Source organism: Acinetobacter sp. YH12235 (assembly GCF_013417705.1).
Taxonomy (GTDB): domain Bacteria; phylum Pseudomonadota; class Gammaproteobacteria; order Pseudomonadales; family Moraxellaceae; genus Acinetobacter.
On sequence record NZ_VPDL01000009.1, the window covers coordinates 38371 to 63731 of the forward strand.

Annotated in this window: 20 protein-coding genes, 1 other RNA gene and 1 pseudogene; 10 read left to right on the top strand and 12 right to left on the bottom strand. The window is 40.1% G+C overall.

Annotation, left to right across the window (positions count from 1 at the left end; genetic code table 11):
* The first annotated feature begins 119 nt into the window (after window positions 1–119).
* The 3 genes from ssrA to FTV13_RS06490 all read left to right on the top strand — a co-directional run bounded on the left by ssrA (window position 120) and on the right by FTV13_RS06490 (window position 2309).
* Window positions 120–479: a transfer-messenger RNA gene (gene ssrA / locus FTV13_RS06480) on the top strand.
* A 416-nt stretch (window positions 480–895) separates the two neighbouring features.
* Entirely contained in the window at window positions 896–1696 is an 801-nt protein-coding gene (locus FTV13_RS06485; RefSeq protein ID WP_180011398.1) for a DUF6502 family protein, read from the top strand.
* A complete protein-coding gene (locus FTV13_RS06490; protein ID WP_180011400.1) occupies window positions 1686–2309 on the top strand; it encodes a hypothetical protein in 624 nt (207 codons plus the stop codon). The genes FTV13_RS06485 and FTV13_RS06490 overlap by 11 nt, the downstream gene beginning before the upstream one ends.
* Before the next feature lie 165 nt (window positions 2310–2474).
* Here the strand turns inward: FTV13_RS06490 and FTV13_RS06495 are convergent, their stop codons facing one another.
* Window positions 2475–3599 (bottom strand): OmpW family protein, encoded by a 1125-nt coding sequence (locus FTV13_RS06495; RefSeq protein ID WP_180011402.1) that lies wholly within the window; start codon window positions 3597–3599, stop codon window positions 2475–2477.
* Between the two features lie 646 nt (window positions 3600–4245).
* Here FTV13_RS06495 and FTV13_RS06500 point away from each other — a divergent pair.
* Window positions 4246–5253 carry an NAD(P)-dependent alcohol dehydrogenase gene (locus tag FTV13_RS06500; RefSeq protein ID WP_180011404.1) on the top strand — a complete coding sequence of 336 codons (1008 nt, stop codon included), beginning with the start codon at window positions 4246–4248 and terminating at the stop codon, window positions 5251–5253.
* A 176-nt stretch (window positions 5254–5429) separates the two neighbouring features.
* Here the strand turns inward: FTV13_RS06500 and FTV13_RS06505 are convergent, their stop codons facing one another.
* From FTV13_RS06505 to fahA, 5 genes are read right to left on the bottom strand one after another with little or no spacing between them, the layout of a single operon-like run.
* Window positions 5430–6077 carry a CoA transferase subunit B gene (locus tag FTV13_RS06505; protein ID WP_180011405.1) on the bottom strand — a complete coding sequence of 216 codons (648 nt, stop codon included), beginning with the start codon at window positions 6075–6077 and terminating at the stop codon, window positions 5430–5432.
* Window positions 6078–6079: 2 nt separating this feature from the next.
* Window positions 6080–6781 (bottom strand): CoA transferase subunit A, encoded by a 702-nt coding sequence (locus FTV13_RS06510; RefSeq protein ID WP_180011408.1) that lies wholly within the window; start codon window positions 6779–6781, stop codon window positions 6080–6082.
* Window positions 6782–6802: 21 nt separating this feature from the next.
* On the bottom strand, window positions 6803–7378 hold the full coding sequence (locus FTV13_RS06515; protein ID WP_180011410.1) for a VOC family protein: 576 nt from the start codon (window positions 7376–7378) through the stop codon (window positions 6803–6805).
* Window positions 7379–7398: 20 nt separating this feature from the next.
* Complete coding sequence (maiA, locus tag FTV13_RS06520; protein WP_180011455.1) at window positions 7399–8037, bottom strand: maleylacetoacetate isomerase; 639 nt, start codon at window positions 8035–8037, stop codon at window positions 7399–7401.
* Between the two features lie 20 nt (window positions 8038–8057).
* A complete protein-coding gene (gene fahA, locus FTV13_RS06525; protein WP_180011412.1) occupies window positions 8058–9341 on the bottom strand; it encodes a fumarylacetoacetase in 1284 nt (427 codons plus the stop codon).
* A gap of 188 nt (window positions 9342–9529) precedes the next feature.
* Here fahA and FTV13_RS06530 point away from each other — a divergent pair, with 188 nt between their 5' ends.
* On the top strand, window positions 9530–10351 hold the full coding sequence (locus tag FTV13_RS06530) for an IclR family transcriptional regulator (RefSeq protein ID WP_051065369.1): 822 nt from the start codon (window positions 9530–9532) through the stop codon (window positions 10349–10351).
* A gap of 247 nt (window positions 10352–10598) precedes the next feature.
* Here the strand turns inward: FTV13_RS06530 and FTV13_RS06535 are convergent, their stop codons facing one another.
* The 6 genes from FTV13_RS06535 to FTV13_RS06560 form a co-directional block, all read right to left on the bottom strand.
* Complete coding sequence (locus FTV13_RS06535) at window positions 10599–11069, bottom strand: hypothetical protein (protein WP_180002435.1); 471 nt, start codon at window positions 11067–11069, stop codon at window positions 10599–10601.
* 454 nt (window positions 11070–11523) lie between these two features.
* Window positions 11524–12750 carry an amino acid aminotransferase gene (locus tag FTV13_RS06540; protein WP_180011414.1) on the bottom strand — a complete coding sequence of 409 codons (1227 nt, stop codon included), beginning with the start codon at window positions 12748–12750 and terminating at the stop codon, window positions 11524–11526.
* 29 nt (window positions 12751–12779) lie between these two features.
* The gene (locus tag FTV13_RS06545; protein WP_180011415.1) at window positions 12780–14180 is read right to left on the bottom strand and encodes an amino acid permease; all 1401 of its coding nucleotides are present in this window, start codon (window positions 14178–14180) and stop codon (window positions 12780–12782) included.
* A 170-nt stretch (window positions 14181–14350) separates the two neighbouring features.
* Window positions 14351–15412 carry a 4-hydroxyphenylpyruvate dioxygenase gene (gene hppD, locus FTV13_RS06550; RefSeq protein ID WP_004811022.1) on the bottom strand — a complete coding sequence of 354 codons (1062 nt, stop codon included), beginning with the start codon at window positions 15410–15412 and terminating at the stop codon, window positions 14351–14353.
* Between the two features lie 614 nt (window positions 15413–16026).
* On the bottom strand, window positions 16027–18183 hold the full coding sequence (locus FTV13_RS06555) for a TonB-dependent receptor (RefSeq protein ID WP_180011416.1): 2157 nt from the start codon (window positions 18181–18183) through the stop codon (window positions 16027–16029).
* A 105-nt stretch (window positions 18184–18288) separates the two neighbouring features.
* Window positions 18289–18732 carry a hypothetical protein gene (locus FTV13_RS06560; RefSeq protein WP_180018213.1) on the bottom strand — a complete coding sequence of 148 codons (444 nt, stop codon included), beginning with the start codon at window positions 18730–18732 and terminating at the stop codon, window positions 18289–18291.
* 654 nt (window positions 18733–19386) lie between these two features.
* On the opposite strand from FTV13_RS06560, the pseudogene ampC reads away from it, so the two are divergent.
* From ampC to FTV13_RS06585, 5 genes and pseudogenes are all read left to right on the top strand, one after another.
* Window positions 19387–20547 (top strand): annotated as a pseudogene (gene ampC / locus FTV13_RS06565) (class C beta-lactamase).
* 274 nt (window positions 20548–20821) lie between these two features.
* Window positions 20822–21739, top strand: coding sequence for a LysR family transcriptional regulator (locus FTV13_RS06570; protein WP_180011420.1), 918 nt, complete (start codon window positions 20822–20824; stop codon window positions 21737–21739).
* Window positions 21740–21944: 205 nt separating this feature from the next.
* Window positions 21945–22427 (top strand): VOC family protein, encoded by a 483-nt coding sequence (locus tag FTV13_RS06575; RefSeq protein ID WP_180011422.1) that lies wholly within the window; start codon window positions 21945–21947, stop codon window positions 22425–22427.
* A 329-nt stretch (window positions 22428–22756) separates the two neighbouring features.
* Window positions 22757–23458 carry a VIT family protein gene (locus FTV13_RS06580; RefSeq protein ID WP_180002442.1) on the top strand — a complete coding sequence of 234 codons (702 nt, stop codon included), beginning with the start codon at window positions 22757–22759 and terminating at the stop codon, window positions 23456–23458.
* Between the two features lie 531 nt (window positions 23459–23989).
* A complete protein-coding gene (locus FTV13_RS06585; RefSeq protein WP_180011424.1) occupies window positions 23990–25330 on the top strand; it encodes an MFS transporter in 1341 nt (446 codons plus the stop codon).
* Window positions 25331–25361 lie beyond the last annotated feature (31 nt).

Here is a 25361-nt window from a genome sequence, read left to right on the forward strand (position 1 = left end):
ATGCTGACTTGAATTATGAAATATTAGCGCAATTATGTAATCAGGCGCATTCAAAAGTGTATTTGTGTAGAAAATGCATCGTATTTTTTGCCAGTTATGCTATGATGAGCTTGTACTTTGGGGATGTTCTTGGCTTCGACGCCGATGATGAAACTCATAGATGCATGCCGAGAGCGCATTTTCTCTCGTAAATAAAATTTGCATTTAAATAGTCGCAAACGACGAAACTTACGCTCTAGCAGCCTAAGGGCTGCTTGTCCGCATCTCTGAATACTTGTGGTTAGAGATCCCGACTGAAGCGAACGCACACAAGTCCGTATAGAGTCAAGCCTCGGGGCTTTATACCAAATCTAGAGGATCGCACCTTGAACCCTGTTCGTCGGGTCTCTTGGTGTTAAAACAATAGACGATATCTAAGCATGTAGTATTCTCGAGCGTAGTGTTGGCGGACGCGGGTTCAACTCCCGCCATCTCCACCAAAATTCTTGTTATAAAAAAGCCACTTATATAAGTGGCTTTTTTATGTACCACATTTTTTTATATTAAGAACTCTTAAAATTGAGCTTAGGGTGAAAAAAGTTTTTAATATTAGTTTATTACTTAAAGTATTTAATTAATCATAGTTAAAACTTAATTATTCAAAGGCGAATAATGATTGATAATTGCTGATAGGTTTTATATTGAATGGATAATTTTAAAAACTGGAATAAAACTTAGTTTTCCAGATATGTATTTAAATAGAGAGACTTCCGAGTCGAGATATTTATTAGATTTTATTATTATTGTGAGAGATTTTAAGATAAATTCTTTTCTCTTTCTAAGATTCATCAAAATAGCTTTAAATATGGAACCTTAGAAAATTTTTTATTTTGGAAGTTGGGAAAATATTGACCCCATGAGCAGTTCACCCACAAACGATACTGAATTTAATTTACAGCAAGTTTTGTTGCTAATGAACCATTTAACGAAATGGCTTATTCGCTCCGGGGTGGGCTATACAGAATTTTCTGCCGCTTTAAAGCCTATCTTTTATTTGCAAGCCGTGAATGAACTGGAAACTCTTGAGAAAAAAGCCACTATATCTGCAATCAGCTTATTGTCAGGATTGCACCGTAAAGATATCACTACTTTCAAACAAGCAATTGAAGATGGCTACTTAATTACTGATACCGGCAAAACGGAAGCATTGAATATTCCTGGCCGAGTAGTCGGGATATGGGTAGCAGAAGAGTGGTCAGAACAGCTGCCTTTTCATAATCCAGATCAAGATTCATTTGTAAAATTAGTCCATAGGGTTTCAAAGGAAATGCATCCCAGATCGGTGCTAAATGAATTGGTCCGTCTTGGAATTGTCAGGCAGGAAAAAAAACAAGTCATTTTAGAAAAAAGAAGTTTTATTCCGGATCAATCTTCGCAAGATATACGCAAGCTATTGACCGATAATTTGCAAAGCCATATGCAGGCGGGTTTACATAATATTTTTTGTCCGGAACAAACGAGCTTTTTAGAAGAGAGTATACGAGCAGATGAACTGACGAGCGAATCAGTTGAAATTCTTAAAAAGCATTCACTCGAATTATGGGAAAAGTATTCTGAAGATTTATTCAAACTGGCTTTAGAACGTAGTGAATTGGATGAAGGAAAATCTGATGCGAATCAGACATTTTGTTTAGGGATATATCAAAGTGATACATAAAAAAAGAATTTTATTGTCTATTGTCTGCGCGACGTTGTTAGCTGGTTGTGGAGAAGAGTTTTCAGCAGGTGTCGTAAAAGGTGGAACTGGAACCGGAGGAAAACCGCCTTCTGGAGTGGATATTGTGGTTGAGAGAGTTCCTTTAAAGGATTCTTACTCAATTTGGCTGTCAAAACCAAAAACAGATGATTGTCAGGGGGTTAAGCGTACTCTTCAATTTTTAGATCCGATTACTTTAGAAGTGATAGAAGAAAATCAGTCACTTGAAGTTACACCATCTGATGAAGTTGTGAATCAGCTTGTTTTACAGGTCCGTTGGGAAAATCAATCAGAGCAGCCTAAAACAATCCTGCATCCATCATGTCACTTTTTAGTCGAGTTACAGGAACTTGGGGATAAGGTGCCTGTGAAAGCCTTGAATTGTGATCTGGAAGAAATAACGACTTTAGAAAAAAATAAGGTTTATGTTCATCAGCAGATGTATCAGTTTGACTACACATCGAAAGGCGTACTGAAACATAGCATGAGCACACAATTTTTACCTCTAGAAGCAAGTGGCCAAGATTGTGAAGACTTATCTATTCCTTATGAAATCCAGAATATCGAAAAGTAGTTCATATTGATAAATAGTAAAAAAGGCTTTCATAGGAAATAATGAAAGCCTTACAAATGTGACATGCAAAAAAAACCACACGGATCGTGTGGTGGCATAATCATGCATGCCTCAAAGGAAAGAAGGGACAGTGCTTGAAAAAATTAAAATAAGAATTGATGAAAATTAAAAACGATAACCTATACCCACATAGGAAATTAGCGGATCGACATCAATTTTGGTAGAGGCCTGAATCAGTTTCTCGCCCGTATTTTTATTGGTCACCGTGATATCGGTCTTATTATTTAATTTTGCATAAGACACCGACGCAGTGGCATACCAGCTAGAGTTTAAATCATAGTTAAAACCTAAGGAGACGATAGGTGCAATAGCATCATCTGCGGTGGTTTTTACCCGGATATCTCCACTTGAAACTCTACCCTCGAGCGCTGCTCCTGCTTCACCATCATAGATATTTTGAATCATGTGGCCAGCTGCAATCAGATCATTTTTAACGCCGCCATTTAATTTAATATCAGTGTAATGAGCAAACATGACACCGGCACCGATATAAGGTCGGAACTTGTTAACACCCGGTTTGCCAAAGTGATAAATCGCCTCAAGTGCAGGTGTCCAAGCACGTGCAGAAGCAGCAGTATCATATTTATCTAAGTCAGTAATGAGAATATCATTTTTCAAATATAAGTTCTGGTTTGGCGCGATAGGATGACCTACTGCTGAAAATGGTGCGTAGACTTGTCCTTTACCCTTCAAATCGACTTTTGGTGGAATGCCTCCAATCATTTGCAGAGAAACATTTTCATTCACATAGTAGTCCAGCATTAAGCCCAAAGTATCAATATCTTCGACTTCTATACCCGCATTTGAGTTCCAGTTTGATAAGCCAGAAATCTCAGCCGTACCGGTTAAACTGGTTAATGCATCTCTTAATTTTTCAGGATCATCCCCGAATTCGTTATAAAAACCATCACGCATCCAGTCAAACATTGATGGATAATTCAAAAATGGTCTGGTGATTGTCCCAATTAGACCTTGTTCAGCTGGTGTTAAATCAGTCTTGTTGTAATCAATATTTGATCGGATGGTATCACCTGTAATATCTCCTACTCGAGCAGATCTTCCTTCTTCCACGCCAGTTTTAATTCGCATCGGATTGGCATTTCCTTGTGATTTGATATGTAACCATCCGGTAGATACAGAGAATCTTTTAAATTCTGCATAACTCATTTGTGTAGTAGCAATGAGGGCAGCTACGACTATTCCTTTACCCAAACTATTTGATGTTTTCATATCCATTTCCTATTTTTTTAATGATGGCTAACTGCTGCGCCACTATAGTTTTTTTTGAATAAAAAAACCTTAAAAAAATTTACGAAACAGTTAAATAATTTTATTTTTAATTATTTTTAATTATTAGTTAATGTTATTATATTTTAATCATATTATTGATATATATGTAAATAAAATAATTTTTAGACAAATTTATTGATATAAATAAAGACTTAAAAATTTTCGCATTTTTTATAGTTGTTGCTGAGTAAAAATCCTCAAATAGAATAAATTGATTAAAATTTAATCAGAAATGATTTAAAAAATTTTACTTGTTCCAATATTATTCATGTTATTTCATAGTCCAGAAAATTTAAGAAAGAATGTAAAAAATCGATTTGTAGAGGAAGTGAGATCTTAAAATTTAGATGAATAATTGTTTAATTGAGGCATTTGAGTTGATGAAATTTTAGTCTTTCTGATTGAGAGATGAATGGATTTTTTGAATTCGATAGAAGGTAGTTTTTAAAAGTTCATTCAGATCTTTTTCTCAGGGTTGGGTAAAGATGTAAACGTTTTTTGTTCGTGTTTATGAGAAAACTACGTCAACGTTATAATCTAAGTTATAAGATGGCAAACCAATCGCTTAATAAATAGAGTCGAATTTATGAAAGCAGCTTTACGAGGTCAAACACCAGGTTTAGATCAAATAGAATTGGCAGATATTAACGATCCTGGAAAGCCCGGTCATGGAGAGATTAGAGTTCGAATTCTCAGTAACTCACTTAATTTCCATGATTATAACGTCGCAATAGGAGTTCTTCCTGCAGAATCAGGTCGACTGTTGATGGCCGATGGCGCGGGGGTCGTTGAAGAAATTGGCGAAGGGGTGACTGAATTTGCTGTTGGAGATCATGTCGTTTCCCTGTTTTTCCCTAACTGGGTGAAAGCTGAGTGTCCGCAAGCTGATTTTAGCTATACGCCAGGTGATGGAATTGATGGCTATGCAACTTCATATGTAGTGCGACCAGAAAACTGGTTTACTCATGCTCCCAAAGGCTGGACTCATCATGAAGCAGCAACCCTACCAACGGCTGGATTAACCGCATGGCGTGCACTGGTGGTGGAAGGAAAAATCAAAGCTGGAGACGATGTGCTAATCCTTGGAACAGGTGGTGTTTCAATATTTGCACTTCAATTTGCCCTGAAGATGGGTGCAAGGGTGTGGGCAACGACTTCATCAAATGAAAAAGCGAAATGGCTTCTCGAACAGGGCGTTGCTGGTGTTGTAAATTACCGCGAAGAAGAAAACTGGGGTGAGAAAATCTTTGAGATGACAGGCAACCGGGGCGTTGATCATGTTGTTGAAATTGGCGGACCGGGTACGCTGGCTCAATCCATCGCAGCTTCTCGTATAGGCGGACACATTACCTTGATTGGCGTGTTTACCGGGATCAGTGGAGATGTACCCACAGCGGCAATTATGGCGAAACAGCTGACCATTAAAGGCGTGACGGTAGGAAACCGTTCTGAACAGCAGGATATGATCAGAGCCCTAGAAGCAACAGATATTCATCCAATGATTGATAAAGTGTTCCCGCTAGAAGAGATTCAGGCAGCTTTTGAATATCAACGTGATGGCAAACATATTGGTAAAATTTGTTTAGACGTATGATGATTTAAAGTTGATGGGCTTCGGAATTTAACTCCTACCATTACCCTCATTGAAAATAGCCTTAAATCGAATAGATTTAAGGCTATTTTTTTGTATAGGATAATAAAGATAAAAGCTTGTACCAGATTCACATTATCTTAACTAAACAGAGATCGTTAAAAGTGACCAACTATTAATCAGGCAGCCTCAAGCCTATCTGTAATGAGCTCAACCCCAGTTGCAGCTTTAATCTGCTCCAGCGTGACATCTTGAGCGAGTTCTACCAGAACCACTCCGCGTGAAGTAATATCTATAACACCGAGATCCGTAATGATCCGATTGACGACACCTTTACCGGTCAACGGCAAAGTACATTGAGGAACGATTTTCGGTGAACCGTCTTTCGCCGTATGCTCCATTAGAACGACAACTTTCTGCACGCCTGCTACCAGATCCATGGCACCGCCCATACCTTTGACTTTCTTGCCCGGAATCATCCAGTTGGCCAGATCACCTGTTTCAGAGACTTCCATCGCACCTAAAATCGCAATATTCACGTGGCCCCCGCGAATCATGGCAAAGGATTCAGCACTTGAGAAGAAGGCAGCACCTTTGCGGGCAGTGACTGTCTGTTTACCGGCATTAATCAGGTCTGCATCAACTGTTTCTGCAGTCGGGAATTCATCAATGCCTAAGAGGCCATTTTCAGACTGGAGCCAGACATTGATATTTTCTGGAATATAGTTGGCGACCAAGGTTGGCAAGCCAATACCGAGATTGACATAGAAACCATCTTCCAGTTCCTGTGCCGCACGCTGAGCCATTTCATTTCGAGTCCAGGCCATGATTATGCTCCTGCCTTTAAGGTCATCTGTTCAATGCGCTTTTCCGGTGCAGCATTGACAACAATTCGGTTTACATAAATTCCAGGGAGATGAATATCATCCGGATCAAGTTCACCAATCTCTACAACCTGTTCAACTTCAGCCACAGTGATTTTACCGGCCATGGCACATTCAGGATTGAAATTACGCGCAGTTTTACGGAAGATCAGATTCCCGGCCTTATCCGCTTTATAGGCTTTAACCAATGCCACATCTGCGGTTAATGACTTTTCCAGAATAAACTCTTTACCATCAAATTCACGGACTTCTTTGCCTTCGGCAACCAATGTGCCAACACCTGTTTGAGTGTAGAAAGCAGGAATTCCAGCACCGCCAGCACGTAATTTTTCTGCCAGTGTGCCTTGAGGTGTCAGCTCTACTTCCAGTTCACCATTCAGATATTGGCGCTCAAATTTCTTGTTCTCACCGACATAAGAAGAAATCATTTTTTTGATCTGTTTAGTTTGCAGCAATTTGCCCAAACCAAAATCATCCACACCGGCATTATTGGAAATACAGGTCAGGCCAATCACACCAGTATTTTTTAAAGCTTCAATGAGTGCTTCAGGAATACCGCATAAACCAAATCCGCCAACGGCGAGCGTTTGATGATCTGCCACGATATCCGCTAAAGCTTCCTGAGCATTGGCAATGACTTTATTCATCAGAAATCCTTTTCTTAAAATTCAAGAGTCCATCTTCACTTCACGAGCGCTATGGTCTAATTCATCCGCATGCAGGAAGTGGGTATGTGAAGGCGCGCGTTTGGTTTTGCTCCATTGTTCCAGCATGTCATACTTCATTTCTTCGGTAATCATGGCGATTTTCTGTGGTGCTTTTTCATCATCATAAGCCAGTTCCAGACGGTGACCATTTGGATCAAAGAAGTAAATCGAATGGAAAATGCCGTGATTGGTAATGCCCAGTACATCTACGCCATTGGCTTCCAGATGCTCTTTGGCCTGAACCAGTGCCTGACGATCCTTCACTTTTAAGGCAATGTGCTGCACCCATTTCGGGGTATTTTCATCGCGGCCCATTTCCGGTTGGGTGGGCAGTTCAAAGAAGGCCAAAACATTGCCATTACCAGCATCTAAAAACAGGTGCATATATGGGTCAAAAGCCTTGGTAGACGGGACATGATCCTCAGCAAAAGCCAGGATAAAGTCCATGTTCAGGTTTTTTTTGTACCATTCTACGGTTTCTTTGGCATCTTTACAGCGGTAGGCGACATGGTGAATTTTTTCGATTTGAATGGTCATGTTTATATCCTTATATGTTCTTATGCTGCATCGGGCTGCGCTTCAGGTGCAGCTTTTTGAAATGCATCCAGTGAGTTGCAATGGGCATAAATCGATTCAATTTTCGGAAAATCTGAAAGATCGATGTTGAAACGTTTGGCGTTATATACCTGTGGAATCAAACAGCAATCTGCAAGGCTCGGTTGATCTCCAAAACAGAATTGGCCATTTGAATGCGTTAATTGAGCTTCAAGCGCTTTTAAGCCGGTGACGACCCAGTGTCTGTACCATTCGGTTTTCTGTTCATCGCTGGCATTCAGGGTTTTACTGAGGTACTGAAGTACACGCAGGTTGTTGAGTGGATGAATGTCACAGGCAATATTCAGACTAAAGGCCCGGATCAGGGCACGCTGTTGCAAATTCTTGGGCAACAGGGGAGTTTCCGGAAATTTTTCTTCCAGATATTCAATCATGCTGAGCGACTGGGTCAGCGTGAAATCATCTTCAATTAAGGCAGGGACCAGCTCACCCGGATTGACCCGACGAAATGTTTCACTATGCTGTTCGCCGCCATTGTTCACCAGATGAACCGGGATATGTTCTGCTTCGAGTCCTTTCAGGTTGAGCGCAATACGAACCCGGTAAGCGGCTGAACTACGAAAATAGGTATACAGTTGCATGGTCATGATTTCACCCCGGACTATTCAGTAAAACCGAAATCAATTGCTGGCAGGATTTTGCCGCTCACAGCACCGAAACCGATACGCAGGCCATCTTTTTCACAATGACCTTTCATGATCACGGTATCGCCGTCTTGAATGAAGGTACGCTGTTCACCATTCGATAAAGTCAGTGGCTTGGTGGCATTCCAGGTAATTTCCAGTAATGAACCATAAGAATTAGGCGTAGGGCCTGAAATCGTACCTGAACCCATCAGATCACCGACCTGAACATTACAGCCGGCAATGGTGTGATGAGCCAGTTGCTGTGCCATCGACCAGTACATATATTTGAAATTGGTTTCGCAGATGACATCAGCCTGGTCTGAATTTTCAGGCTGAATTTCCACAGACAGATTGATGTCATAGCTGTTACTGCTGTTATCTTCACGTAGGTAAGCCAGCGGTTTTGGCTCCTGAGCAGGTGAACTGGTTTTAAACGGTTCAAGCGCTTCCATGGTCACGATCCATGGCGAGATCGAAGAGGCAAAAGTCTTGGCGTTAAATGGACCTAGCGGTACATATTCCCATTGTTGCAAGTCACGTGCAGACCAATCATTGAACAGCACCATGCCAAAAATATGATTCCAGGCATTTTCAATCGCAATGGGCTCGCCTAAGTTATTTGGCTTGCCGATGATAAAGCCGGTTTCCAGTTCGAAGTCGAGCTTGCGACATGCTGAAAATACTGGACGATCAGAATCCGGTAATTTGATCTGTCCAGATGGACGCACGATTTCTGTCCCGCTAACAATCACGGAGCTGGCACGGCCGTTATAACCGACTGGAAGTTCTGACCAGTTTGCTAACAATGCATTTTTCGGATCACGGAACATACAGCCGACATTAGTGGCATGTTCTTTGGATGAATAGAAATCGGTATAGCCTGAGATATGCACCGGTAGATGCATTTTGACATCTGACTGTTTCAAGAAAACCAGATCACGTAGCTCTTTGTTGTCACGCAATTCAGCATGATCCGCTGACAGTAACTTTTGTAATTCCGTACGTACTTTAGACCAGTTGGCTTTACCCGACTCAATAAAACTATTCAAAGTTGGCTGATTAAAAAATTGCTGACCTTGTTCCAGCTTTAAATAACTTTTTGCTTCCAATGCTGCTAGATCAACCACCCATTCTCCAAGTGCCACCCCAGCACGTGGTTGGGTGTTTTGCTCATTACTGAAAATACCATAAGGCAAGTTTTCTAAAGGGAAATCTGAATCAGGAGCGATGTCGACAAATGACTTTAAACGCGTCGTCATAAATATGAATCCTTTCCGTGGAAAATTTAAGTTCTATACAGAATCATACTTATATTTTTAAATTACGCAATAAATAATTTGATTATGAATAATGTAAATTTGTTAAAATGAAGTTATGATCTGAATCTGGAATCAGATTTGGCTGAGCAAGATTTTTGATTTCAGTAGTACAATGGTTTTATAGAGCCATGAAAATTAATGCGTATATGCAGGATGAAACGATGAGCGTTGAGGAAGAAAAATTACAGGGAGGAGTGCAGTCTCTAGAAGTAGGATTAACTGTACTCGATGCATTGACTGAACATAATGCACCGATGATGTTAAAAGAGCTGTCAGAAGTCCTGTCTATGCATCCTGCAAAAGTGCATCGCTATGTGGTGAGTCTGATACGTAAAGGTTATGCCCAGCAGCTCAGTGATGGACGTTATAGTCTGGGTGAGCGTGCTCACGCATTTGGCGTCAATGCCTTAAAACGTACCGATATGCTGGAATTAACCCAAAAATATATTACGCAGATTCAGCAGCATTTAAATTGCAGTATTCATGTCAGTAAATGGTTTGCCGATGGTGCTGTCGTGGTTCAGTCGCTTGAATCCAATCATGTATTTAATATTATTACCCGGGTCGGCTCGCGCATGCCTTTGCTGAAGTCGGCAACAGGCCGCTTGCATGCCTGCCTGCAGCCAGAATACATCATCAAGCCTCTGCTGGAAAAAGAGTGGGCGAGTAGCGCTAAAGCAGGTCAATATCCTGCGAACTGGGAAGAATTTTTGCAGCTTAAAGAGAAAATTCTACAGCAGGGCTATGCTTCAGTAACCGGCGATATGATGGCAGGCATCCATGCGGTGGCGATTCCAGTATATAACTTCAGTCGACAGCTTGATCATGTTATTACCTGTATTGGCACCGAAGACCAGTTGCCAGCAGACCAGATGCAACAAGCCATTGATTATCTGCTCGGGATTCAACAGCAGATTGATGCCTTGTTTAATCCACAGGTGGCTGTCTAACTCTTTCATTAATTGCAGATCACTTTTAGTCATTTCATAGATCCAGATCTAATTTAGGTACTGGATCTTTTTTATATCCAGCTTTTGATCATCGTAGAGAAATTAAAAAGTGGCTTAATTATGAAAACTAGAATTCTTATTTTAATGGATACGAAAGAGAAGAGTTGAACAGAGACTCTTACCTCTTAGATGCTTTAGAGTTTGTATAACAGCCTTTATGTTAAATAGGTGGGGTGAGACATCAAGTTTAATCATAAAGTGCATGATTATAATCAACTCCTAGACCTAACCTCGATAAGTTATTTATTGTTTCTGATCCAAATGAAATGATGTCTTCATGCTGAATATAATTATCATAGCTACAAATTAAGCGAGAGCCATTAGGTATGAAAAAATCCTTAACCTTTTCTAATGTAGAGAATTGATTTAAGTAGTTATTTATAAACTTATTTTGTAATAAAAATATATGAAATGGCTCAGAAAATTCGTCATATTGATTAATATTTTTCGGATCCTTAATAACCTCTTTCCAGTCTTTGCTTCCAAGGAGGTAATAATGGCAGGGAATAATATCTAAGTCTTTATAATAAGGGCCCACTCTTTTAGGAAGATTTCCTCCAGACATTTCAAAGTTGATATTGTTATTAATTAGTGCTTTTTTAAACAACTCTTTTTGTCGATATTCAATCCCTATACAGATATGAAGTGTTCTAAGCATAAAATTCCCCTAAGAAAAAGTGGATACTTAGCTCCTATAAAAGACTATAGTAGCTGAATCAATTCTTAATGCCCCGGAACATAAATTTATTAATACTTATGAAGTCTTTCTAAAATTAACATAATACACGTTATACGAAAAATATTTAAATTTATCTTTTATAAATCATTATTTTACTGTATGAGAAAAAATCCGATCATCACAGATCGGACTTTTTTTATGATTTTTCATATTTAACGCTTAATAAAGAAGCAATGTTCCACTGTTTTATATAGTCTCATTAATTCCAAAGCAAAAAGTATCCAGATGAAAATAAGAATAGATATCCAAGTGGTTACGGATTTTGCCCAAGAACATGACCTGACTCTATTTTTATTTAAAAAGATCAAATCACCATTCATAAAAAAAGCCTTCGAGCACTCAAGCTAGAAGGCTTTTAAAAACTTACTGTTTTTTAAGCGATCAATGGTTCAGCTTCATTCTCCATTTTAATCACCGCAGCCATCGACTCGGCAACATAATCAATATTGCTGAGGTTCAGGCCTGCTGTACACATCCGGCCACTACGAACCAGATAAATACCATAATGCTGTTTTAACAGATCCACTTGCTCAGCAGTTAAACCAGTATAGCTAAACATACCTTGCTGTTGAGTCAGGTAGCTGAAATCAAGTTCTGGCAATGCCTGAGACAATTTTTCTTTGAGTAAGCCACGCATACGTAAAATACGCTGGCGCATCTCTTCAACTTCAGCCTGCCATTGCTGAAACAGTTCAGGATTATTTAACACCTGACTGACCAATAGCGCACCATTGGCCGCTGGACTTGAATAAATCCGGCGAACTGTAGCTTTTAACTGGCCTAAAACATTTTGTGCGCTTGTAGCGTCATCACAGACAAAACTTAAGCTACCAATACGTTCTCCATATAAAGAGAAGATTTTGGAAAATGAATGACTGACGATAAAGTTCATTCTGGCTTGATCAAGTGCACGAATGGCATAGGCATCCTGTTCCAGACCCTGACCGAAACCTTGATATGCCATATCCAGGAACGGAATTAAGGATTGAGCCTTTAATACTTCAATGACTTGATCCCACTCATGTGGCTGTAAGTCTGCCCCGGTCGGGTTATGACAACATGGATGTAATAACACAATACTTTGAGCGGGCAGCTGTTTTAAGCAATCCAGCATCGCCGGTACATTAACGGCATTGGTTTCTGCATCATAATAAGGATAGAAATGGGTCTGAATACCAGCGCCATTAAAGATGGCAATATGGTTTTCCCAAGTCGGCTGGCTCACCCAGATTTCAGATTCTGGAAAATATTTTTTCAAAAAGTCAGCGCCGACTTTTAGCGCACCTGAGCCGCCCAAGGTCTGAATCGTGACTACACGGCCTTGCTCGCGGGCAGGGCTGGAAGTTCCAAAAATTAATTCCTGTGCAGCCTGGTTAAAGCTGTTCAGACCATCCATCGGCAAGTAAACACGAACTTTATTATAGTCAGGGGTCAGGTAAGTATAGGCTTTTTGCACTGAGTCTAGCTGTGGCACGATATTATCTTCGTTGTAATACAGGCCGATGCTTAAGTTAACTTTGTTATTACGCTGATCTTTGTTGAATTCTTCCATTAAAGAGAGAATCGGATCACCGGCATAAGTATCAATATGTTGAAACATGAATCTATCCTAATCTAATCAATATGCGATTACGCTTCTGGTAAAGAGCTAATTTTGCTGTTGTCTAACATAGCCGTCTGAGATTCCTGTTTGCGCTTAAAGAAGTAGGCAACCGAGAGAATACCAATCCAGACCGGAATCATGATGACAGCAACGCGCATGTCCGGGGTGCTGCTCATAATCAGCAGAATACCGCCCATAAATGCGATACATAAATAGTTGGTAAATGGATAAGCCACACTTGGAAAATCGGTTCTAGTCTGCGTACGATTCATGGAGGTCTTGAATTTCAAATGAGTATAGGAAATAACAAGCCAGTTAATCACGATGGCAGCAACCACCAGCATCATCAACATGCTAAAGGCTTTTTCCGGCACCAGATAATTTAATAAAACGCACATCAAGGTGAAAAACGCTGAAACCATCACCGCATTCACAGGGATGCCACGCTGATTAATCTTGCTTAAGAACTTCGGCGCATTACCTTGCTGGGCTAAACCTAACAGCATACGGCTGGTACAGTAGTTAGTACTGTTATATACCGAAACCGCCGCGGTTAACACCACAAAATTCAAAACTCCGGCAACTGTCTGACTGCCGAGAGAATCAAAAATCATCACAAATGGACTACCACCTTGCGCCATCATGTTCCAAGGGTAAAGTGATAAAATCACTACCAGACTCAGGATATAAAATAACAGGACACGGTAGACAATTTGATTGACTGCTTTAGGTAAGGTCTTTTTCGGGTTATCGGTTTCAGCGGCTGCGATCCCGACCAGTTCAATGCCGCCAAAAGCAAACATGATCATGGCCATCGCCATAATCAGGCCCATGATTCTATTCGGGAAGAAGCCGCCGAGTTGCCATAAATTTTCCAGACTGGACTGGCTATGGCCGCTACCACTGGCAAGCAGGTAGCTGCCGAACGCAATCATGGCAATAATTGCACCAACTTTAATGATCGCCAGCCAGAACTCCATTTCACCGAATAATTTCACGTGAAGCAAATTAATGATATTGATGAAAATGAAGAAGCCGAGGGCAGAGACCCAGGTCGGAATTTCTGGCCACCAGTAATGGATATAAAGACCGACGGCACTTAATTCGGCCATACAGACCAGAATATTCAGTACCCAGTAATTCCAGCCCGACATAAATCCGGCAAATTTGCCCCAGTATTTATAAGCGAAATGACTAAAAGAACCGCTCACAGGTTCATGTACAATCATTTCACCCAGCTGGCGCATCATTAAGAAGGCAATCAAGCCTGCAATGGCATAACCTAAAATAACAGAAGGCCCAGCAAGCTTGATCGTTTGTGAAATTCCAAGAAACAGTCCGGTACCAATTGAACCACCGAGTGCGATGAGCTGAATATGCCGGTTACTTAAACCTTTTTTCAGGTTTCCTTGTTCAATATGCTGCATTTTTATTCATCATCCATGTGAGATTAAGTGCTGAACTATGATGTGCTTTATTATTTTTATGCCGTCATCGATGCAGAATCTTAAGTGTTATACGAGCGTATACGTTGAAACAGAGGCAACCATACCGATGCATATGAGACTACATAGACACCGGTATGGTTTTAAAAAGGTCAGGCTTTAGAAATGTCTAAAACACCACGTTTGATCTGATCACGTTCGATTGATTCAAATAAGGCCTTAAAGTTACCTTCACCGAAACCATCATCGTCTTTGCGCTGGATAAATTCAAAGAACACCGGGCCAATCATATTTTCAGAGAAAATCTGTAACAGCAGGCGTTTGTTACCATCTTTGGTATTGCCATCGAGCAGAATGCCGCGTTTTTGCAGCTCATCCGCAGGCTCACCATGGTTCGGCAAGCGCTCATCCAGCATTTCATAATAAGTGCTTGGCGGTGGCGTCATGAACTTGGTGCCTAAAGCTTTCAGCTTGTCCCAGGTCTCAAGCAGGTCATCACAGATAAAGGCAATGTGCTGAATACCTTCACCATTGAATTCATTCAGGAATTCAGCGATCTGGCCATTACCTTTGTCAGAATCTTCATTTAGTGGAATACGGATCTTACCATCTGGTGCTGTTAGTGCCTTAGAAGTCAGGCCAGTGTATTCACCTTTGATGTCGAAGTAGCGGATTTCCTGGAAGTTGAAAATCTTTTCATAGAAATCTGCCCAGTACTGCATACGACCTTTATAAACGTTATGCGTTAAATGGTCGATTTCATTCAGACCTGTGCCGACTGGACGCGATGGAACATTATCGAAGAAGATAAAATCATTTTGGTAAATGTCACAATCGACCAGGAAGATTGGAGAACCACCGATTCCTTTAATCGCAGGGATGTTAAGCTCCATTGGGCCGATTTTGCTATAAATCGGTTCTGCACCGATTTCAATCGCCTTTTGAAAAGCTTTTGCCGCATTCTTGGTACGGAAGCCCATTGCACAAGCAGAAGGACCGTGCTCTTTATAGAAAAATGCTGCATATGATTCAGGCTGATAATTCAGAATGATATTAATATTGCCCTGGCGCCATAAATAGACATTTTTCGATTTATGCTTCGCCACTTTAGTGAATCCGATGGCTTGGAAAACAGGATCCAACTGACCATCTTCAGATACAAATTCAATAAATTCGAATCCACACAGTTCTAATGGATTGGCTAATTCATTCATACAACATCCTCATTTTTTAGAAGCAATCCTATTGCTCATCTTTTACTGTCTGTTCAGGCTCTACGGAGGTATCACTGCCGTTTTATATTGAGAAGACAAATCCGTTTGCCTGACTTCTTTGACTTGCTGAACTGCATCGATTCCTGATGCACACAAGAAAGAGAAGGAATTTAACTCATCATACTGGATCTTGAATATTATTCAATACGTAATTTGATTACGTAATAAATAATTTATTAAAATATCGGGTTAATTTATAACATAAATTAATGTTATTCATAAAAAATATTTTTTGGATAATTCCAAGATACTAAATCATAGGAAATGTAGTTTTTTGTAAGGAAAATCTATTTTGAATACTCATATCAAAAAGGCTTATGAACACAAGTTTTTGTTATGGAAATTTAAGAAAATGAAATATTAAAAACTTAGCTTCAACTTATTTTGATATTCAAAAAAAAAAGCCCTTAAATAATTAAGAGCTTTAGTCATACAATCCATTTATATCTAATGGCCATACCGGTTCCAGCATTCAAGACTGAAAGGATAGGCATCTTCGAATAGAGATCAAAACAGGCTGAGTGTTTATCTCTTGGTAACAATTTAAACAGGCTTTAAAAGCGATACTTTGCTCCTATTGTGATGTTTAAAGGCAAAGCATATTGAGGAATCGTACCTGAACTTGAAGTATTGAGACTGCCATCTGCCAGATAACTGAGACCCTGATCATAATAGGATTGATCTGTAATATTCTGTGCAATGGCGAATAGCTGTAATTGAGGAGTGGCTTGATAATTCGCACTTAAATCAACCGTTAAGGTCCCCTCATTCAACTGGGTATGCGCGGTGTTATTCCAATACTCGGCAAACTCTCGTAACTGCACATTTAGATGCAGCTGGTCTGTCGCTTGCCAGGATGCACCCCAAGTCGCATTCCAGGTCGGAATCTGTCCGATCTGCTGGCCGGTTGGCGCTACAGCAACGCTTAAATTAGAGCGAGTCAGTTCAGACTTGGTTCTTGTATAACCCGCATTCAGGCTAATACGATCGTTCACCTGAACATTTGCGATGAGTTCAAATCCTTGCATTTTGGCATCACCGGCATTGACATACTGGCGTAATGTGGCAGCAGCACTCACCCCAGTATCACAGTAATTATTGCCTGCCTCACAGTCGGATCGAACAACCGCATAATCAATGTAATCTTTCACTTTATTATAAAAATAGGTGCCAGAAAGCGTTAAAGCATGATCGCTAAAATCAAAACCCAGTTCGGCTCCCCGGTTGGTTTGGGATTTCAGGTCAGTATTGGGAACTGTGTAATTCGAACCGCCGATAAAACTACGGTACATCTGGTTCAGACCGGGTGCAGAGAAGTTTTTATAGGCTGCACCGCGCAGATCCAGTTGATCATTGAAATGATATTTAAAGCCGAGGCGGGGACTAAAGTGATTTTCATCTTGGTCAGTCAGACGGTTTTGAATCGGGCTGCCTGCATATTGTCCATAAGTTTCTGCATCCGAGGCTTTCCAGAAATCCTGACGTAAACCCAAAGTAATATCCAGAGGTAAGGTTTCAGGACGATACAAAGCTTGGGCAAAAATACCTGCAAACTGATGCGTTGCTTCTGAGGTGATATTGCCCAAAAAACCGGTACTATTAAAAATATTCAGCGGGTCTTTCACTTCAATCTGGCGATAGTCAACGCCAAATTTAATATCTTCCAATTGTTTCCATTGGGTATTGGCAGTCAGGGAAGTACCGAAACTGTCATATTCCGCTTTTTCCTTCTGGCTGATAATCGATGTGCCATTATTTGGAGTTGCCAGGCTATAACCTGGAATAGAAGCATTTTGAGTCTGCATATCATTGGTTTGATACCACGCTAATGTATTCAATTTCCAGTCTGGGCTCAGCTCGGTAAGGCCAGTGGCAGCAATACGAAACGTATTCCATTTATTTTCGGCATCCCTATATTGCAAACCTTCTTCTTTAGTTTCGCTCGCAAGCAAGGCGAGTAAATACTCATCCTGCTGATTGGGACTATAAATGGCTTTAATATTGAGTGTATCCACCTGACTTTCTGTTTTGCTCATGTCTGGATGGCGATATCGTTTCGGTACCTGCCAATAGCCATCAGACTGGCTGCCGTCATAACTCAAGCCGATTTTAAATTTTTCTGACAGTTCCCATCCTTGACTGGCTCCGTAACTAGCCGTATTAAAACTGCCATAACTTGCATAAATTGCACTGCCTTGTTCTGGCTGACGGGTAACAATATTAATTACGCCGCCCATGGCCATATTGCCCCATAAGCTGGTCGCACCACCGCCACGGATCACTTCAATTCGCTCAACCTGTTCTTTAGGAATCTGGGACCAATTGATAGTTCTAAAATAAGGATCATTGGCAGGAATACCATCGACAAGTACCAGATTTAAACCATTGGTGGAGGTGCCAAAACCACGGATGCTGATGAGCTGGCTAGTTGGATGTAATTGGGTCGATAGGCGGGCCGGAGTAAAGACGCCAGGAATTTTGTTAATAATCTGGTCAATACTGCTTTGTGGTGCATTTTGAATCTGTTCATGTTCAATGACCGTCGTACTCATGTCCATATCCTGTAAATTACTGCCACGGCTGGCCATCACGGATATAGGTGCTAATTGTTCGAGCTGCTTTGCTGGACTTTCTTCTGCATGAATAAGATTACAAGTCAAAATTGCGAGTGAAAGTGCGCTGAATTTAAATAAATTATTTTGTGTATTCATTATTATTCCACCTGAATCAGGAAAAAAGGAATGTCGAACCACATACTGAAAGTAAGTAGTTTGAATATTTTTAAAAATAATTAAGACAACTGTTTAGGTTATGAACTAGATAGAAAGTGGAGGACCACGATTTTGGAAGAAGGTTAAGTAAAGTTTTTGATAACGCTTGAGACTGGAAACAGGTAAACGATGAGGTGTTTTGCCCAAAATTAATGTCAGTAAGATGAGAAGGCAGGCAAGCCAAACAGGATTAAAATTCTGTCCCAAAACCAGACAGAATTTACAAAAAGTATCTGCGCTATACAGGATTTTTTCTTCTACATTGCGCTGTTCAGCTAATAGGAAAGATTTCTGGATCTGCGGCTGTGTCGCTTCTAATTTAATATGATCAGAATGGGCTTCCGGTGGATTGAAAATAGCAAGTTGCTTGCAGATTCCAGACCCAAGCTCAGGATGTGTTTGCAGAATGGGCGTAATAAAGACAGAAAGCTGCATTAGCCATGCAAAGATGGCGAATATAATAGAAGCTTTCTGAAAGGTTAAACACACAATTCATCCAACCTATATAAAAGGCGTATACATGATTATATAGCGTTTTTTGATTTTAAAAATGCTAATGGATAGTTGTAGTAATTCAAGATGGATAAATAGCGGTATAGGAGATTATATATTTAAATGAGTATTTATTTTTAAGCAAATTGAATAGTTTTATCTTTAGGCTTATTTTTTAAAATATAAATATAATCAATAGTTTATTTTGTTAACAACTTTTCTTAAAAATAATTTATGTATTTTATATTCTGATTTATTTTTCAAATATATTTTTAATTTTTAAAACCTCCTTATTTGTGGAGGTTGTTGTGATAAATAATGAAATCAAAATTTAATTGAATAATTTTTTAGTTAATAAAATAAAATCTTAAATTTAAAGTTATGGCTAGATTCAGCTTATTTTCATTTAACTCTTATATTTTATTTTCAAATTTTATAGGTATGCCAGTTCTACCATTTTTATAAAAAAGTGGAGAAAGCTTGGAATGACTATATGTCCTCTATGAGGGAGCAACTTATAGACAAGAGAGATTGAATAGTTCAGAAATTGAATTCACTAATCAATAGAAAGAGAAATAAAGAATCTACTAAGGATGAGTGGGGAAATAAGTGAGAAGATAACCACTTTCTTAAATGGGATAAAAAATAAGAATGGTTTTAATTACGTTGAAGGGATTTAAGGCAGGAATCATTGTCTTGGCTATAGGATTTAGCGTTCAGGCAAATGCAGATGAAACAAAGGGATATTATATTAAGGCTGCTATTGATCAGTCATTCAAGCCGCTCATGCAACAATATGATGTATTGGGAATGGCAGTCGGGGTGATTTATCAGGGAAAAAATCATGAATACTATTATGGCCTGCAATCTCATATCGACCATAAAGCTGTAAATCGGTAAACAATTTTTGAATTAGGTTCTGTAAGTAAAATCTTTACGGGCATTGCAGGGGGCTATGCCAAGAGTCAGGGCAAGCTTTCTTTTAATGATCATCCAGCTAAATATTGGCCTGATTTAAAGAATTCAGAAATCAACAAAGTCAGTTTGCTGGAATTAGCGACTTATACGAGTGGAAACTTACCTTTGCAATTTCCGGATCAGGTTAAGACTGATCAGCAAGTTTTAGAGTATTTTCAAGATTGGCAGATTAAACATCCGCCTGGCCAATATCGGCAATATTCAAATCCCAGTATTGGCTTGTTTGGTGAGTTAAGTGCAAGATCAATGAATGTTCCTTTTAGCGTATTGCTTGAACAGATGATTTTTCCAAAACTCAATTTAAAGAATACCTATATCAATGTTCCGAAAGCACATAGGGTTCATTATGCTTTTGGTTATGATCAGAACAATCATCCGGTGCGGGTAAACCCGGGAGCTTTAGATGCCCAGGCTTATGGTGTGAAATCTACACTTCCCGATATGCTGAAATTATTAGATGCCAATCTGAATCTGAAAAAGAATAAGCCTGATATTAAACAAGCGCTTCTGGAAACTCATCATGGATATTTTAAGCTTGGAAAAATGACCCAAGCACTCGGTTGGGAGACTTTTTCATATCCGACGACGCTCGATATTTTGCTGGAAAGTAATTCTGAAAAAGTCGTGATGCAAGCAAATCCAATAGTCAAAAATACTATTCAGGAAAAATCACAAGTCTTTCATAAAACCGGTTCAACCAATGGCTTTGGCACCTATGTGCTGTTTGTTCCGGAAGAAAATTTTGGACTGGTGATGATGATGAATAAAAAAATTCCCAATGCAGAGCGAATCAAGGCAGCCTATCAAGTCTTTCAGTCCATAAAAAACAGTTAAGTTTATTAAGCCTGAATAGAAGGAAATGTCTCATGATTTTTGAGCTAGGATGTTTCCTTCTTTTGAAAAGAGGTTGAGTCTTAAACTCTAACTGAAGTAAAAGCCTCCTAATTTCGGAGATTTTTATTTTGTATCGGTAAGAGTGGTAGATTTTATTGGTTGAGAAAAATTCATTCTATAAATTTTAAAATGAAATTTAATAATATTAAAGTTCAAAATAGGGTAAGCTTATTTAATTAAGATTGAATCAGATTAGATAGGTTTCAGGGCATTCATGTTAGAACTTCGTCATTTAAAAACCTTAGTCGCGTTACGAGAACATGGCTCACTGGTTGCAGCAGCAGGAGATCTTTGTCTCACGCCTTCAGCTTTGTCCCATCAGCTTCGTGAATTGGATCAATGGTTCGGAGTCGAAATCGTCAATCGCCGTAGTCGCCCGGTCAGTTTTTCCAATGTCGGGCAGCGCTTGCTGAAGCTGGCAGATGATATTTTGCCTCAAGTCCATGTTGCACAGAGTGATATCATTCGCATTGTGCATGGGCAGACAGGACGGATCATTTTTTCTTCCGAATGCCATAGCTGTTTCGACTGGTTGATGCCTTTACTGAATCAATATCGTATTCAATATCCAGATGTAGATTTGGATTTCGCTTCTGGCTTTGAGGCCAATCCGCATGAACTGTTACAAACAGGGGAATTCGATCTGCTTATTACCGCCGATCCGATTGAACTGAAGGGTATAGAGTATTTCCCGATTTTTGAGTATGAGTCGCGTTTGGTGCTATCGAATACTCATCCTTTAGTGCGTTCCCAAAGTATTAGCGTCCAGGAATTGGCGGAAGAAACACTGATTACTTATCCAGTGGACAAGCACCGTCTGGACATCATGTCACACCTGTTTATTCCAGCGAATATTTTACCTAAACAAATTCGGACCACCGACTTGACTCAAATGCTGATTCAACTGGTTGCCAGTGGTCGGGGAATTGCAGCCTTGCCAGATTGGGTAGTGAATGAATATGAGCAAAAAGGCTGGGTGACTTCACGCCGTTTGAATTGTATAGCCCCGAATGGACTGCGCCGGACTTTATATGCAGGTTATCGAACTGAAGAAAAGCAGAAAGATTATTTCGAGGGATTTTTAAAGCAGCTTGATCGATTCTCAAAAAAGAGAATCACATATTATGATTAAGTGGTGATAAAGGTTTCCTCTCGACTCTTTAAAACTATTCTTTTTGATGACGCTTTCAGTCAATTAGATCAATAAATATACAATTCTAAAACAGGCTTATCTTAATTTTGGGTGAAAGATGGGAAGAGTAGGACTCAACTAGTAGATGAGATATTGAAGAGTTCTTAGGTAGTTTAAAACCTATTCTGAAAGAAGAGGTGAGATCATGAATATTGCAAAGAATACCATCTGTCTTTGGTACGATCATGATGCTGAAGAAGCTGCACGATTTTATGCAGAAACTTTTCCAAATTCATCTATAGGTGCTATCGTTCTTGCACCTGGAGATTATCCCTCTGGTAAAGCAGGTGATGTCATCACAGTAGACTTTACCGTACTGGGTATTCCATGTATTGGTTTAAACGGAGGACCTGTATTTCAGCATAATGAATCTTTCTCATTTCAAGTCGCCACAGAGGATCAGGAAGAAACTGACCGCTATTGGAATGCGATCGTCAATAATGGCGGTCAGGAAAGCGAATGCGGATGGTGTAAGGATAAATGGGGGGTATCTTGGCAAATCATCCCTAAAGCTTTGCTTGAAGCATCATACAGTTCAGACCGTGGTGTTGCTAAAAGAGCTTTTGATGCCATGATGACCATGAAGAAAATTGATGTCGCTGCAATTGAAGCTGCCATCCGAGGCTAAGGCATGGTCTTGATATCAGTGATTAATGCCATGTATTTAGTTTAAGCGTTTGGCCTTATTACTTATATAAAGTGAGAGGTCATTGTTAATAATCAGAAGTTCATCCTTTAAGGTATAGCCAGTGAGTTGCTTATGGCGGCCGCTGGCTAAAATCTATTTAAGCCTTCACAATAAATAATTTTTCTTTTTTAAAATAAGTAGATGAAACTCGAAGATATCTCTGAAGGTGAAGATTCATATTTGAAATATTTGGCTTAATGTAAGATGATAAAATAGTAAGTGACTAAAATTTAAAATCTTATTTCATCTGCTAGAAGAACGAGAAAGACATGCCTCATTCCCATCATCATGAAAAACACTATATACAACGTTCTGGCTGGTTGCGTGCCGCAGTGCTTGGTGCCAATGATGGAATTATTTCCGTGACCAGTCTGGTTGTCGGGATGGCAGCCAGTGGTGCTTCGTCACAAACACTTTTGATTGCTTGTGTTGCTGGCCTGATTTCTGGTGCAGCCTCGATGGCAGCTGGGGAATATATCTCGGTCAAATCGCAACAGGATATTGAAAAAAATGATCTCGCCATGGAAGAGCGGGAATTAAATCTGCATCCCGTACATGAATTAAGAGAACTAAAAAATATTTATATCAAGCGAGGTTTAGAAGCTGATCTGGCCGAAGAAGTGGCAAAACAGCTTACTGCACATAATGCCTTGGATGCGCATGCGCGTGATGAAATTGGAATTCTGGAACAGACAGCTGCCCGGCCCTTTACGGCGGCATTTTCTTCAGCATCAGCATTTACGGTAGGTTCTTTATTTCCATTGGTATCCATTTTGGTTTTGCCTTCACATTTGCTAGATCAGGGCGTTATGCTGGTGGGAGTGCTTAGTCTGGGAATGATGGGAGCATTAGCCAGTTATGCAGGCGGTGGCAGTATGTGGAAAGGCGCACTGCGTGTCATGATTTGGGGCATCGTTGCCATGCTATTCAGTTTCTGGATTGGCTCTCTATTTAATGTTACTACCATGTAATTATTTAAAAAATATGGAATAAATTTATATTGTTCTCTATATGTCCAAAATTCAAGTGAAGTACATAATCTTGAATTAAAATTTTCCTCATTGAATTGTATTAGACACATCTAGATTTTTAAGTAACTAACTCATTTAAAAAAATTAAATTTTAACTACAAGTTTTTCTTTAATTAAAAATACCTAATTTGATTATATGCTTCCTTGCACTAAAGCTGTGCCAAAAGGCGCAGTGAAGTGGCAATTTTAAAATCTGGATATGAATATTCTCAGGAAAATAAGAAAGAGCTTGGTTCTCAGTCACTATAATTTAGAAAAAATATAAAAGTACCTCTAGATAATTAATATAAATACAAATACTTATTCGTATAACTATTTTATTGGCACGCTTTGTGCTTATTAGAATTTGAGTCAAAGACGACTCTAAAGAAATTTGTAAGACGGCCAATGACGTCCGTTCTGAGCGCATCTGGTGTGCAGCGATTCGCATAGCAGATAAGCCTATACGTTCAGTTCTGGAAGGAGATGGTGATGTCTTCAAATTTATATGAAAAGAAAGCAACAAAAATAAGTCTTTTGAATTTCAGCAGCGCAGCAATGAGAGCCTTCCATATGAGTTGGCTCGCGTTTTTTGTCTGCTTCTTTGCCTGGTTCGCCTGTGCACCGCTGATGCCTGTAATCGCAGGTGAATTCAGCTTAACCAAAGATCAAATCGCCAATATCAATATTGCAGCAGTCGCAATCACTATTCTGGTTCGACTGATTGTCGGTCCGCTATGTGACAAATATGGTCCACGCAAAACCTATACAGCCTTACTCGTACTCGGCAGTATCCCGGTCTTTGGTGTGGCCTCTGCGAATAGCTATGAATCCTTTCTGTTTTTCCGCTTACTGATTGGCGCCATTGGTGCCAGTTTCGTCATTACCCAATATCACACCAGCATCATGTTTGCGCCGAATGTGGTCGGTACAGCCAATGCAGCAAGTGCAGGTTGGGGAAATGCCGGTGGTGGTGCAACTCAAGCCTTGATGCCTTTACTTCTAGCTGCGTTGGTGATGTTCGGTGTTGAACAGGCGATGGGCTGGAGAATTGCACTGATCGTTCCAGGCCTAATGATGGTGATCGTCGGTGCATTGTACTGGAAATTCACTCAGGACTGTCCACAAGGCAACTTTAAAGAACTGCGTGCAGCAGGAATTCAGGTTGGTAGCGAGAAAAAAGGTGGCATGGCAATTCTGATGCATGCTGCACGTAACTACCGTGTCTGGATTCTATTTGGCGCTTATGCGGCCTGTTTCGGTATCGAAATCTTCATTCATAACATCGTAGCCATGTACTACGTAGAAAACTTCAGCTTTGGTTTAAAAGAAGCAGGTATGACGGCCGGGATCTTCGGTCTGCTAGCCCTGTTTGCCCGTGCACTGGGTGGCATCGTTTCAGACAAAGTTGCCATCAAAAAAAGCCTGGACGGACGTACCAAAGTGCTGTTTGCCATGATCTTGATGGAAGGCTTATTCCTGATTTTATTCTCGCAAATGAACAGTGCCATGCTGGCCATTATCACAATGACTGTCTTTGCATTATTTACCCATATGGCATGTGGTGCAACATATGCGCTGGTGCCATTTATTGACCGTGATGCTTTAGGCGGTGTGGCCGGCATTATCGGTGCAGGCGGTAACGTGGGTGCGGTCGCAGCAGGATTCTTACTCAAAGGCATGCTGGATATTCAAACCTGTCTGATGGCACTTGGCGGCCTGGTCGTGATTGCAGCAAGTTTTGTTCTGATGATTCGCTTCTCGGTTGAGCATAAGGCCAAAGAGCAAAAGCTATATGAAGAAGCTGTTCTTGAACGAAACAACCTGGCTTAAAACACAAGATACAAGATTTAGAAAATTTCGG